This window comes from Luteibacter rhizovicinus DSM 16549 (assembly GCF_001887595.1).
Classification (GTDB): Bacteria; Pseudomonadota; Gammaproteobacteria; order Xanthomonadales; family Rhodanobacteraceae; genus Luteibacter; species Luteibacter rhizovicinus.
Window position 1 is genome coordinate 3,814,316 of the sequence record NZ_CP017480.1, and the last position, 12,885, is coordinate 3,827,200.

12 protein-coding genes are annotated in these 12,885 nt (G+C 65.7%); 7 read left to right on the forward strand and 5 right to left on the reverse strand.

The window, feature by feature from the left end:
- Positions 1-116: 116 nt before the first annotated feature.
- A complete protein-coding gene (dhaL, locus tag BJI69_RS17400; RefSeq protein WP_046969296.1) occupies positions 117-1,829 on the forward strand; it encodes a dihydroxyacetone kinase subunit DhaL in 1,713 nt (570 codons plus the stop codon).
- A 13-nt stretch (positions 1,830-1,842) separates the two neighbouring features.
- The gene (locus BJI69_RS17405; protein ID WP_046969295.1) at positions 1,843-2,331 is read left to right on the forward strand and encodes an OsmC family protein; all 489 of its coding nucleotides are present in this window, start codon (positions 1,843-1,845) and stop codon (positions 2,329-2,331) included.
- A gap of 6 nt (positions 2,332-2,337) precedes the next feature.
- Here BJI69_RS17405 and BJI69_RS22765 read toward each other — a convergent pair whose 3' ends face one another.
- Complete coding sequence (locus BJI69_RS22765; RefSeq protein WP_219811402.1) at positions 2,338-2,658, reverse strand: DUF1003 domain-containing protein; 321 nt, start codon at positions 2,656-2,658, stop codon at positions 2,338-2,340.
- 30 nt (positions 2,659-2,688) lie between these two features.
- Entirely contained in the window at positions 2,689-2,898 is a 210-nt protein-coding gene (locus BJI69_RS22770; protein WP_211258541.1) for a hypothetical protein, read from the reverse strand.
- A gap of 135 nt (positions 2,899-3,033) precedes the next feature.
- On the opposite strand from BJI69_RS22770, the gene BJI69_RS17415 reads away from it, so the two are divergent.
- Complete coding sequence (locus BJI69_RS17415; RefSeq protein ID WP_046969321.1) at positions 3,034-4,077, forward strand: Dyp-type peroxidase; 1,044 nt, start codon at positions 3,034-3,036, stop codon at positions 4,075-4,077.
- A complete protein-coding gene (locus BJI69_RS17420; protein WP_046969294.1) occupies positions 4,070-4,867 on the forward strand; it encodes a family 1 encapsulin nanocompartment shell protein in 798 nt (265 codons plus the stop codon). The genes BJI69_RS17415 and BJI69_RS17420 overlap by 8 nt, the downstream gene beginning before the upstream one ends.
- An 11-nt stretch (positions 4,868-4,878) precedes the next feature.
- Here the strand turns inward: BJI69_RS17420 and BJI69_RS17425 are convergent, their stop codons facing one another.
- Positions 4,879-5,568: a type 1 glutamine amidotransferase domain-containing protein gene (locus tag BJI69_RS17425; protein WP_046969293.1), complete on the reverse strand. Its 690-nt coding sequence runs from the start codon at positions 5,566-5,568 to the stop codon at positions 4,879-4,881.
- A gap of 233 nt (positions 5,569-5,801) precedes the next feature.
- On the opposite strand from BJI69_RS17425, the gene BJI69_RS17430 reads away from it, so the two are divergent.
- From BJI69_RS17430 to BJI69_RS17440, 3 genes are all read left to right on the forward strand, one after another.
- Entirely contained in the window at positions 5,802-7,124 is a 1,323-nt protein-coding gene (locus BJI69_RS17430; protein WP_046969292.1) for an epoxide hydrolase family protein, read from the forward strand.
- An 86-nt stretch (positions 7,125-7,210) separates the two neighbouring features.
- Complete coding sequence (locus BJI69_RS17435) at positions 7,211-8,752, forward strand: methyl-accepting chemotaxis protein (protein WP_071925023.1); 1,542 nt, start codon at positions 7,211-7,213, stop codon at positions 8,750-8,752.
- A 102-nt stretch (positions 8,753-8,854) separates the two neighbouring features.
- A complete protein-coding gene (locus BJI69_RS17440) occupies positions 8,855-9,478 on the forward strand; it encodes a TMEM175 family protein (protein WP_052767350.1) in 624 nt (207 codons plus the stop codon).
- Between the two features lie 26 nt (positions 9,479-9,504).
- On the opposite strand, the gene BJI69_RS17445 is transcribed toward BJI69_RS17440, so the two are convergent.
- Together BJI69_RS17445 and BJI69_RS17450 are read right to left on the reverse strand one after the other, a co-directional pair.
- Positions 9,505-10,329 carry a 4'-phosphopantetheinyl transferase family protein gene (locus BJI69_RS17445; RefSeq protein WP_052767349.1) on the reverse strand — a complete coding sequence of 275 codons (825 nt, stop codon included), beginning with the start codon at positions 10,327-10,329 and terminating at the stop codon, positions 9,505-9,507.
- A 49-nt stretch (positions 10,330-10,378) separates the two neighbouring features.
- The gene (locus BJI69_RS17450; RefSeq protein ID WP_046969291.1) at positions 10,379-12,877 is read right to left on the reverse strand and encodes a mechanosensitive ion channel domain-containing protein; all 2,499 of its coding nucleotides are present in this window, start codon (positions 12,875-12,877) and stop codon (positions 10,379-10,381) included.
- Between the last annotated feature and the right edge of the window lie 8 nt (positions 12,878-12,885).

Consider the following 12,885-nt stretch of genomic DNA (forward strand, 5'->3'; position numbering starts at 1 on the left):
TGATCACTTGGATGAAACGCAGAGGTCAACGCCGGCCGCGTGAATCTATGCGAGACTCCCGGCACTAGCCCGGCCCCGGCCAGGCGCGTTCGTCCACCTGCCTCGAGGAACGACACGTGAAGAAACTCATCAACGATCCGCTTCAGGTCGTCAGCGAGATGGTCGAAGGCCTCGTGCTCGCCGACGACCGTCTCACTCGCATCGCCGGTCACAACGTCGTGCTGCGCCGGGACTACGTGCAGCATGCCGCCGCGGGCAAGGTCGCCCTGATTTCCGGCGGTGGTGCCGGCCACGAGCCCGCGCACGCGGGCTATATCGGCCAGGGCATGCTCACCGCCGCCGTGGTGGGTGAAGTCTTCACCTCGCCCAGCGTCGACGCCGTCCTCGCAGCCATCCTCGCCGTGGCCGGCCCGGGCGGCGTCCTGCTCATCGTCAAGAATTACACCGGCGACCGCCTCAACTTCGGCCTGGCCGCGGAACTCGCACGCGCGGCCGGCGTGACCGTGGACCTGGTCGTGGTGGGCGACGATGTCGCGCTGGATACCGATGATGGCGCGGTCGGTCGACGCGGTATCGCCGGTACGGTGCTCGTCCACAAGGTGGCCGGTGCCGCCGCCGAGGCGGGCCTTTCGCTCGCCGAGGTCAAGCAGGAGGCGCAGGGCGCCATCGACGCCGTCTTCAGCATGGGCCTGGGCCTGGGCGCGTGCATCGTGCCCGCCGCCGGCACGCCCGGCTTCGAGCTCTCCGACAGCGAAGTCGAATACGGTCTGGGCATCCATGGCGAACGCGGCGCCAAGCGCGGCCCCATCGCCACGGCCGATGCGATGCTCGACACCTTGCTCGACCGTTTGCTGGAGCGCGGCAAATTCCGGTCCGGCGAACGCGTCGCGTTGCTGGTCAACAACCTCGGCGGCACGGCCGTGCAAGAGCTCGCCATCGTCGCTCGCCACGCGCTCCAGCGGCTGGCCGCGGCAGATGTCGAGGTGGCGATGGTGCAGGTCGGCACCTTCCTCACCGCGCTGGAAATGCCGGGCTGTTCGCTGAGCATGATGCGCCTGGACGCCGGACGCAGCGAGCGCCTGCTCGCACCCGCGACCGCCGGTGCCTGGAGCGCGCCGACGCATCCGGTGACGACGGCACCGAGCGTCGAGGCGCGCGCGGCCACGCAGGCCGCGTTGCCGGCAGGGCCGGCCTGGACGCTATCCGAGCGCCCGGCACAGTTCATTGCGTCGCTCCGCGCTGTGTCTGCTGCGTTGCAGAAGGCGGAACACACCTTGACCGAACTGGATTCCGTCGTCGGTGATGGCGACATCGGCCTGAGTCTGACGCGTGGTGCGCGCGCGGTCGACGCTGCGCTTCCCGATCTCGACAAGGTGCATCCCGCCGCTGCTTTGCACGCGCTCGCTTCGATCCTGCGTCGTGAACTCGGTGGCACGTCGGGTCCGCTGTATGCCGCCTTCGTGGTGCGTGGCGCCAGCCATCTCGCCGAGCGCGACGAGGTCGACTCACCGGCGGCCTGGGCGGCGGGCTTCCGTGCGGGCATCGAAGGCGTGCAGACCCTGGGTGGCGGCAAGGCGGGCGACCGCACCATGCTCGATGCTTTGATTCCCGCGGCCGACGCGATGGACGCCGCGATCGCGCGCGGCGATGCGGCGCCTGCGATCCTTCGGGCCGCGATCGAGGCGGCGCATGCCGGCGTCGAAGCGACCCGGCAAATGCGGCCGCGACTGGGCCGTTCGTCCTATCTCGGCGAGCGCACGCTGGGTCACGCGGACCCCGGCGCTTTTGCCGTGGCGCTTTGGCTCGAAGCGATCGGCTCGGCGTCGTAAAGGAGTTGCATCCATGACATCCCAGCCCGTCATCGTCCAGCCCACCGGGCAAGGTGACTTCCAGGTCCGTGTGAACGCCCAGGGCCCTTCGTTCTTCGTCGACGAGCCGCTGGCGATGGGCGGCCTCGCCTCGGGGCCGACACCGTATGACCTGCTGAGTGCCGCCCTGGGTGCCTGCACGGCGATGACCCTGGGCCTGTATGCGCGCCGTAAGGGCCTTGCCTTGACCGATGTCCAGGTGTCGGTGACGCATCGACGCGACGCGATCACCGGGCGCGATACTTTCGAGCGCGCGCTTTACATCGAAGGCTCGCTCGATGAAGCACAAGCGGCGCGCCTGCTCGACATGGCGGACCGCTGTCCCGTCGGCAAGACCTTGAGTGTCGGCGCAGACATCGTCACGCACCTGGCACCGAAGACTGAACCGGTAATTCCCAACCGGCCCTGCGACCAGACGCATCCCGGTGCGATGGTCCAGGCCTGCGAGGAAATGGACGGCTGACGCGCCTTACTTACCGCCTTCCTTGACCAAGCGCGTAAGCAGGTCGATCTGGGCCTGCTGCTGGGCCAGCAGCTGCATGACCTGCTCGTTGCGCAACGCATCGAGCTTTTCGTGCAGGGCCAGGATCTCTACCTCGGCCTTGAGGTTCACTTCGTAATCGTATGCGGCCATCTCGCGGTCCTTCGAGGACTGGCGGTTCTGGCTCATCATGATCACGGGGGCCTGGAAGGCGGCCAGCATGGACAGCATCAGGTTAAGGAAGATGTAGGGGTAGGGGTCGACGGCGGAGCGGCCAAGCAGCAGGCTGTTCAAGACCACCCAGGCCACCAGGATGCCGACGAAAACGATGATGAAGGTCTACGAGCCGCCGAAGGCTGCGACCTTGTCCGCGAGGCGCTGCCCGTAGGTGGTCTTGGCGTCGATACGTTCGTTGATATCCTGGGTGACCGCCACCCGCCGGGTGGCATGTTCGAGCACGCGTCGCGCCGTCTGGTTGAGCTTCGCGCCCTCCGTGCCGAACCAGCGCGCGGACGAGGTCAGGTAATCGAAGGGCGGCAGGTGACTCATGGGGATGCTCCGGGGCGATAGGGATGTGACGCACTTTGGTGGAAACTACCCTGCTGCCAGCGCAATGTCTTGTCTGTTGGCATGGGCTCGGACGAGAATGACCGCTTTATGCCCTTCCGTGGAAAGGAGCCCTTCGTGGCTACCGTCGTTGCGCAACCCGTCGTCGCCACGCTTACGCGCTCGGCCATCTTCCTCGTCCTCAAGATCCATCCGGGCGATAGCGCCGAAGACGCGGTCCGCTCGCTCTGCGGCGACCTGGCCGGACTGCTTCGCGCGGTCGGGTTTCGCGACCTCGATGGCCGGCTGAGCTGCGTCCTGGGCTTTGGCTCGGAAGCCTGGGACCGCCTGTTTGCCGGTCCACGGCCTGCGGAGCTGCATACCTTCCGGGAAATCAACGGCGTGCATCGCGCGGTCTCGACGCCCGGCGACATCCTCCTGCACATTCGCGCCATGCGCGAGGATCTCTGCTTCGAGTTCGCCACACAGGTCATGTCGCGTCTCGGCGATGCGGTCACGGCGCTCGATGAGGTGCACGGGTTCAAGTATTTCGACGACCGCGACCTGATCGGCTTTGTCGACGGCACGGAGAATCCACAGGATGCCGATGCCATCGAGGCGGCCGTCATCGGTGACGAAGATAGCGCCTTCATCGGCGGAAGCTACGTGATCGTGCAGAAGTACCTGCATGACCTCAAACGCTGGAATGCCGTGCCCGTCGAAGCGCAGGAGCGCATCATCGGCCGGGAGAAACAGACGAACATCGAGCTGGACGATGCGGTCAAGCCGTCCTACGCACACAACGTGCTCACGTCCATCGTCGAGGACGGCGTCGAACTCGACATCGTGCGCGACAACATGCCGTTCGGCGAGGTGGGCAAGGGCGAGTTCGGCACGTATTTCATCGGCTATGCGCGCTCGCCAGCACGGACGGAACAGATGCTCACGAATATGTTCGTCGGCAAGCCGCCCGGCAACTACGATCGCCTGCTCGACTTCAGCACGGCGGTCACCGGCAGCCTGTTCTTCGTGCCCTCGGCGACCTTCCTCGACGGCATCCCGGATGCCCCGGCCGAACAGGCGGCAAGCCGCAGCGATGCGAACGAACAAGACAGCACACCTCGCGCATCCGATGGTTCACTCGGTATCGGTTCGCTAAAGACGGAGAACACCCATGAATAATCTTTTTCGCGAACTCGCGCCCATCAGCGGCAGCGCCTGGGAGCAGATCGAAGACGAAGCGACACGTACGCTGAAGGAATACATGGCGGCACGGCGCATCGTCGATGTCGTCGGCCCCAGGGGTTACGACTATGCCGGTGTCGGCACCGGTCACGCGCGCACGATCGACACACCCAGCGATGGCATCCAGGCGCGGCAGCGTCAGGTCGCCGCGATGGTCGAACTGCGCGTTCCGTTCGTGTTGTCGCGGCAGGATCTGGACGATGTCGCACGCGGCTCCAACGATCCGGACCTGCAGCCGCTGAAGGATGCCGCGCGGCAACTGGCCTTCGCTGAAGATCGCGCGGTCTTCGACGGCTATGCCGCCGCCGGCATCGCCGGTATTCGCAACACCTCCAGCAACGCGTCGATCGCCCTGCCGGCCGACCTGACGGCTTATCCGGTGGCGGTCGCCCAGGCCCTGAACGCACTGCGCCTCGCCGGTGTGAACGGCCCCTACCGGCTGGCGATCGGCGCCAAGGCGTACGCCGACCTCAACGGGGCAACCGATGAGGGTTACCCCGTGTTTCGCGAGCTGCATGCGATGCTCGATGGCGGCATCGTCTGGGCGCCCGCGATCGAAGGCGGCGTGCTCACCACGACGCGCGGTGGCGACTTCGAACTGCACCTCGGCCAGGATGTCTCCATTGGCTACGACTCGCACGACGCGAACGAAGTCCGCCTGTACCTGCAGGAGACCTTTACCTTCCTGTCGCTGACGACGGAAGCGTCCGTAAGCCTCACCGGCTAGTTCGTGCGCAGCTAGGCCTTTTGCAACGTGGCCATCAAGGCGAGCAGCGCCTTGGCGGTCACGGTCGACGATGCCGGGTTCTGCCCGGTGATCAGGTGGCCGTCGGTGATCGTGAAGGGCTGCCAGTTGGCGACTTTCTCGAACTTCCCACCCAGTCGCTGCAACTCGTCCTCGACCAGAAAGGGTACGACCTTGGTCAGGCCCACCGCTTCTTCCTCGTCATTGGTAAAGCCGGTTACGCGCTTTCCCTTGACGATGGATTCGCCTTTGTACTTCACGTGGTGCAACACACCCGGTGCGTGGCAGACCGTGGCGACCGGCTTGTCCGCGTTGTAGAAGGATTCGATGAGCGCGATGGAGACCGGATCCTCGGCGAGATCCCACATCGGCCCGTGGCCGCCCGAATAGAAGATGGTATCGAAGTCCTTCTCGGAGACGCTGTCCAGCTTCACCGTGTTGGCGAGCACCTTGAGCGCGGCGGGATCGGCCTTGAAACGCGTCTGCGCAGGGGTCTGGTTGTCCGGTTCGTCACTCTTCGGATCGATGGGCGGCTGGCCGCCCTTGGGCGATGCCACCGTGACCGACACGCCGGCATCCGTGAACACGTAATAAGGCGCAGCGAATTCCTCGAGCCAGAAGCCGGTCTTGCGTCCCGTGTTCCCCAGCGTGTCGTGCGACGTGAGCACCATCAGAATCTTCATGGGATACCTCCTCAGCGGCCCCCCGCTCTCCACTCTAGCGCCGATTTTTTCGTCGCGACAATCATCCGCAGGTATGAGTGGGCCTCGCAAGATCGTCACGTTCAAACCGTCGGGGGGCTTCCAAGACGGGCGTTTGTCTATCGGTGAGGCTGCCGGGAACGTTGCGGCGCCTCACCGTGCGCGGCGTCCGGACCTTGTCAGGTAGATCGAATCGTCAACGGAGGGGTATCGTCATGGCGTCGCAATTCATGCGCTCCACGCGTTTGCAGTTCCTGACCGCGGCTGTTATCGCCGGTGCCATCTGTACCGTCCTGCCAACGCCGAGCCATGCCGCTGGCGTATCGCCCCAGCAAACGGCGCCCCAGGCCGACGATACCTCCATCCGTCCCTTCCCGAAGATTCACTTCTCCGACGAGGCCCTCCAGGATCTGCACCGACGCATCGCCGCGACCAGCTGGCCGAGCCCGGAGCTTGTGCCCGACGCGACGCAAGGTGTGCAGATCGCCACCCTGCGCAAGCTCGCCGACTACTGGCAGTCCGGTTATGACTGGCGAAAGGTCGAGGACCGGTTGAACGCATTGCCACAGTTCGTGACCACCATCGATGGCGTGGATATCCACTTCATCCATGTGCGCTCGAAAAACAAGAACGCCTTGCCGATCATCATCACGCACGGCTGGCCAGGCTCGATCATCGAGCAGATGAAAGTCATCGATCCGTTGGCCAACCCGACCGCCCATGGCGGCAAAGCGTCGGATGCCTTCGACGTGGTCGTGCCGTCGTTGCCGGGCTACGGCTTCTCGGGCAAACCGACGGCCGTGGGCTGGGATCCCCAGCACATCGCACGCGCGTGGACGGTCCTGATGAAGCGCCTGGGCTACAAGCACTTCGTCGCGCAGGGTGGTGACTGGGGTGATGCGGTGACCGAACAGATGGCGGTCCAGGCACCGCCGGAGCTGCTCGCGATCCACACCAACATGCCCGCCACCGTGCCCGACGATATCGCCAAGGACCTCGCTGCGGGGGCGCCGGCACCGGCGGGTCTGGCACCCGACGAGAAGAATGCGTACGAGATGCTCGATTTCTTTTACAAGCACGGTCTGGGTTATGCGCAGGAGATGACCAATCGTCCGCAGACGCTGTACGGCCTCGAGGATTCGCCGGTTGGCCTGGCTGCCTGGATGCTCGATCACGATGCGCGCAGCTACGCGCTGATCACCCGGGTCTTCGATGGCACGCCCGAAGGGCTATCGCGCGACGATATCCTCGACAATGTCACGCTGTACTGGCTGACGCATACGGCGGTGTCCTCGGCCCGGCTCTATTGGGAAAACAAGTTGGCCTTCTTCGAGCCCAAGCACATCACCATTCCCGTGGCGGTGAGCGTGTTCCCAGACGAGATCTATGCGGCGCCGAAGAGCTGGGCGGTGAAGGCGTTCCCCAAGCTCATCCACTTCAACACCCTGCCTAAGGGCGGCCACTTCGCCGCCTGGGAGCAGCCGGACGAGTTCGTTTCCGAGGTCCGGGCGTCGTTCAAGACGGTTCGGCCGAAGTAGACCTGCAAAACGTGCATAGCTGATATGGCTAAACGAAGAAGGTGATGGGCCGATAGCCCATCACCTTTTCTCGGAAGAAACGCACGATGCGATTTACTGTAGGACGCAAGATTTTCGCCGCCATGAGCGTCGGCTTCGTGATCGCACTGGCGTTGGGCGGCGTGGGCCTGATGGCCCTGAACGCCACCTTTGGGGATCTGGACACCACCTTTCACCGCAACCTCCTGCCCGTGGCGCAGGTGGGGCATATCCGTGCGGCGATCGCGACCCAACGTGGTGCGGTCAGCCGTGCGCTGCTGTTCGCGACGGCGGATGCAGCGGAAGGCGCATCGCGCCTCATTGGCACGCTGGACCACGATATCGACACGCGCTGGCAGTCTTACCGCAGCGAGAGCCTGCGTTCGGCGGACGAGGAAAGCGCGGCGCACGAGTTCGAGGTTGCACGTCAGGCCGTGGGTCCACTGATGACCCAGTCGCTCGGCTTGCTCCGCGATGGCAAGCACAAGGAAGCGAGCGATCTCGCGCTGCACGACCTCGCCGCCGCGTTCGATCGCGAGAGTGCGGCCATCCTGCGTAACGTGACACTCAACGAGAAGGCCGCGGGCGACCAGTTCGCCGGTGCCCAGGGCCGCCATGGCCGCGCCATCGTGACCAGCCTGCTGATTACCGCGGCGGGGCTCATCGTGTTGTGCGTCGCCGGCTGGTTGCTGCTGCGCTCCGTCATGGCACCGCTGCGCGTGGCGAGCAAGCTCGCTTCGGAAATCAGCGAGGGTGCGTTGAATCACCATCTGGAGGTCAGTGGCGACGACGAACTGAGCGATACGCTGCGTTCCCTCGGTGCCATGGACAGGACGTTGGCCTCGGTGGTCGATCAGGTTCGCCAGGGAGCCAGGAGCGTGTCGATGGCCGCCGCCGAGATTTCGCAGGGCGTAGACGACTTGTCCCAACGCACACAGTCCCAGGCCGCCTCGCTCGAAGAAACCGCGGCGTCCATGGAGCAGATGGCGGCCTCGGTGCGGCAGAACTCCGAAGGTGCCCGCGTCGCCTCGACGATGACCCGCGACCTTCATACGGATGCCAGGCGCGCGGCCGACGTCGCGCGATCGGCGGAGGAGGGCATGCAACGCATCCAGGCAGCGACGGGCAGCATCTCGGATATCGCCGGACTGATCGACGAGATCGCGTTTCAGACCAATCTCCTCGCCCTGAACGCCGCCGTGGAAGCGGCACGCGCGGGCGATCACGGGTTGGGCTTCGCCGTGGTCGCGGCCGAGGTGCGCCGTCTTGCCCAGCGAAGTGCGACGTCCTCGCGCGATATCCGCAAGCTCGCCGCGGAGACCGGCGAAAGCGTCACGGCCGGTGCGGAACTGGTTCGCTCGACGGGTCGTTCGCTGGAAGAGATCCACCAGGGTGCCGCACGTGTCGCGACCATCATCGCCGAGATCGCCGCGGCCTCGAACGAACAGGCCTCCGGTGTCGATCAGGTCGTGCAGGCGGTGTCCGCGCTGGATGATGCTACCCAGCGGAATGCGGCGTTGGCCGAGGAGGCGAGCGCCGCAAGCCGAACGTCGCTGGAACTGGCACAAGGCCTGTCCGAGCAGATGGCGTTCTTCCGGCTGGCGGATTGAGCCACCGGGCAACCCGTCAACCTGGCAACCGGACGCGCACCTCCTACAAGAGCGATGGTTGTTGCGGCATGATGGGGCGGGGCTAATCACGGGGAGGAAGGCATGGATACGGAATCGTTGCGGCAGGCGGACGAGCGCGTGCGGCTTCGTCATCTGGATCGGCTGGTGATGATGTCCGATGGCGTGTTCGCCATCGCGCTGACGTTGTCGGCGGTCGAGCTTCATCCGGAGATGGAAGCCGGCAAGACCTTGTTCCAGGTATGGGCCATGCCGTTGGCCGTCTATTTCATGAGCTTCCTGTTGATCGCCGCGGTGTGGGTCGCCCATCGTCGCAATCTCGCGCACCTGCATTCGGTGGATACGCCGACGACCTGGCTCAACCTGCTTTTGCTGAGCATGATCGGCCTGTTGCCGGTGGTTGTCCGCTTCTTCCTCGTCAACATCGACGATGCGTCACGTGCTGGCATGGTGGCTTACGCCATCGTGTTGTCGGCCACGTATTTCGCGCTTGCGCTTACCTGGGGGTATCCGGCGCTGGTTGCGAACCACACGCCGAGCGTGTCGCGGCGGCGCGCTTGGGCGTGGCTTGCCGAATACGTGTTTGTCGCCCTGTTGTTCGCTGCGCTCGCGCTCTATGCCGTTGGCATGATGTGGATCGTGTGGCCCGTCGGCATCGCCGCCGTGCTTCTGCGCATCACGTCCTTGCGATTGGGGCGAGCTGCCTGAGGCGCCTGACGGACCGCGTGCCACCGTTACCAGACGAAACTGGTAAGAATGGTGTCGGCATCGATGCACTGGGCACGAAGCGTGAATCGACGTCCCTGAGGGAGGGTAGGTGCGAGCGTGCGAGTGAGGGCCAGTTCGAGGCTCCCGGTGGCAACGTCCAGTGCTACCAGATTCACGGCGTCGAAGTCGAAATACGTGCCCACGCTGGCGAAGCTTCCCTTGAAGAAGCTTTCCTTGGCCGAGAAGGCAATGGTCAACAGCATGTCGTAGGGCAGTTCGCTGTCCATCCCGTGCAGGAAGGATCGCTCGGCGTCGGTCACGACGGTCCCTTCGACCGATTCGCGTGTCTCCGCAGAGATCCGCTGTTCGATGTCGATGCCGATCCCCGTGATGCCAGCCTCATTAGCCGACCTTGCGACCACGGCCGCCGCGTAACGCCCGGCATGGGAGATGCTGCCGACCACGCCCGCAGGCCAGATCGGCTGCCGCGAGGCACCGATGCCGATCGCATCCCGTGCATGGCTACCCGAGCTCCCATCCGCCCCCTGCTGGAGCCGATTCATCGGCGATGGGTGTTCGCCCCTTCGTCCCACCAAGCCATCGATAGCCGCTCTCGCAGCCAACCGCCCCATCAAAAACTCAGCCTGCCGCTTGGTCACACTCCGCCCGATACTCGCCGGCGTCGCCACACCAAGCCGCCCGAAGGCCTCGACGTCAAACGCGTCGACATCGTAGGTAATCAACACCGCTGGCGGCACCGATGGCTGCTTCCAGCCAAGGTCGACGGACTGCACGTCGACCACCCCGAACGCTCGCCATTCGTCGGGAACGGGGTGGCGGTTAGGCATCATGCGAGGATCGGGCTCGACGTGGCTCATGGAGCAAGAGCTTATCGCACAATCACGCCGGCTCCGGCTCCGGCCCGGCCGGCTTCGCTTCCAGAAGCAGGTTGCTACGTGGATTCGATATGACGATACCGACCTCGCGGAAGCGCTCCAGGATGCGTCGGTTGAGCTCACGCTGGACACCCCAGCGCCCCTTGTCCGTGCAGCTGATCTGTCCGGCCAGCGCGAACATGCCGCCATCCACCGCGTCCACGCCCCAGACTTCCATGTCGGCGAGGATCTGCGGCGCGAACGCCGGATCGGCGCGCAGGCCCGCGCCGATGGCCTTGAGTTCGGCGATCGCACGCGCGACATCGGTCTCGTAAGCGACGGCGACACGCATGGCGGCGTTGCCGATGCCACGATTGGTGTTGTTCACCGTGGTCACTGAACTGAAGGGAACGATGTAGAGCGAGCCGTCACCGCCGCGCAGGCGAACGGTGCGGATCGACAGGTACTCCACGGTGCCCGACACATCGCCGACCGTCACCGTATCGCCGACCTGCATCGCGTTCTCCATCAGCAGGAAGATCCCGGTGATGAAATCCTGCACCAGCTTCTGCGAGCCGAAACCCACGGCGACACCGATGATGCTTGCGCCCGCCAGCAACGGTGTCGTGTTGACGCCGATCTGGTTGAGTACCGTCAGGCCGACGATCAGCACGATCGCAACGAGCAGGCAGGTGCGCAGCATCGGCAGCAAGGTGCGCAGACGCGCGGCACGGACGATGTCGCCCGCCTCCTTCCAGCGTGAGAGCCTCCGCTCGACGCTGGCATTGGCGGCTTCCCAGACCAGGATGGCGATCGTCGCGGCGACGAGGATCGTGACGATCGCGGAGGCGAGGCTGCGCCCGATCGTGCCGCGCGAGAACCAGTCGAGGGCGTCCACACCCCAGGCCTGGAGTAGGGCGATGACGGAGCAGGCGACCAGAAGGGTCGTGACGATGGCACGCACGAGCGGGTAATAACGTTGTGCGTGCGCGTTCCCGGCCTCCGTGTCCGCCGCCGGCTGGAACAGGTGGCTCACGCCTCCGAGCACCAGGACGGCGACGATGCGTGCGCCGATCACGACCGCCGCGGTGACGCCGACGAAGTGCAGGAGTTTAGGGAAGCCATCCTCGACACCGAGCGCCCAGACGAACCAGGCGCCCATGACCACCACGGCGGCCAGCACGGCCCACACCTCCGCCAACCAGTGCCTCAAGGTGGCGAGGGGGCCGGCGTCCGTCGGCGCACCGGCGATCGCCGCCGCCACGGGTCGCCGAACCTTGAACAGCAGCACGACCAGCAGGATGTGCATCGCCAGCGAGATCACCTTGATCAGGGCAAGACGCTGCTCGTCGGATGCGCCGAGCTGCGTGAGTGCGTTAGCGAGCGCGAAGCCGACCGTTCCTATGATCAGGATGGCGCGAAGCCAGGCGATCACCTGACCCGCCGTAAGTTCGCCGACCCGAATCAGACGCAGCCCGTGACCCACCGGAGAGACGAGAAGACGCAGCAGCGACATGCCGATGCGCGCGGTGACATAGCCGTCGATGAAGGCGCTGGCAATGCTGTCGATGCGCGGATCGTCGTTCATCCAGCGCAGCAGCAGGCCGGCCACGATGAAGAACACCGCGACGGGGACGATATCCAGCAGAAGGCTCGCCAGGGCGAAGGGAAGATGACGCAACGTGCGCCAGTGATCCGTGGGCTCGTGCCTCACGGGGCCGGTGGCCGTGCCGTCAGGAGCATCGGATGGAAGGTCGGCGGCGGGTGACCCGCCCGCAGCACCCTGGCCCGCTTCGACAGGCACGGCCTCGACGTGCTCGATACCTTCGCGTTGCGTCCGTATCAGGGCCACGTCGGCGGCGACGGGCTGGACGCCCGCCCCGGAGACGGTGGACACTTCGGGACGCATCCCGGATGACGGCGGCGCAGGCGACGGAGTGAGCTCGGCACGTGCGCGCGCATCGGCGTCTTCCGCGTGCGCGAGCAGGCCGCGTCGGGGACGGGCGAGCAGGCGGAGGAGGCCCCCCTCGCTGGCCAGACCGAGGCAGAAAACCAGCGCAAGCACGAGTACCAGCCGACCCAGCAAGGCGCGCTGCTCGCCATGCGCCACGTTGCTCGCGGTCTGCCTGGCGGCATCGGGGAGGGCGCCGGCCACACGTCGGAGCTGGGCGAGCTGGCTGCCCAGTCCGTCCTCCCAGTGACCGATGCGGCGAAGCATGCGGGCAATCAGTCCGTCCTGTTGCAGCGGGATAGCGGTGGTCGCTGCGGTGGCGCCGGTCGAGACGGCCGTCGACGATGCCGCTGCCGGAGCGGCGACGGACCCCGATGCCCCCGCGGCAATCGCCTGCAGCGTGCGGATCGCCTCGGCGCGCTTGTGCTCGTCCTGCAGCACCTCCGCCGCACGGCGCGCGTCGGCGGGTGAAAGGGTGGCGGTTGTCGCGGCATCCTGGGCAAAAATCGGCGTGGCGGCGAGTGTGACGAGCAGCAGGCAGGTCTGGGCGAGGCGTACGAAGATACGGTGCATGCGATGGG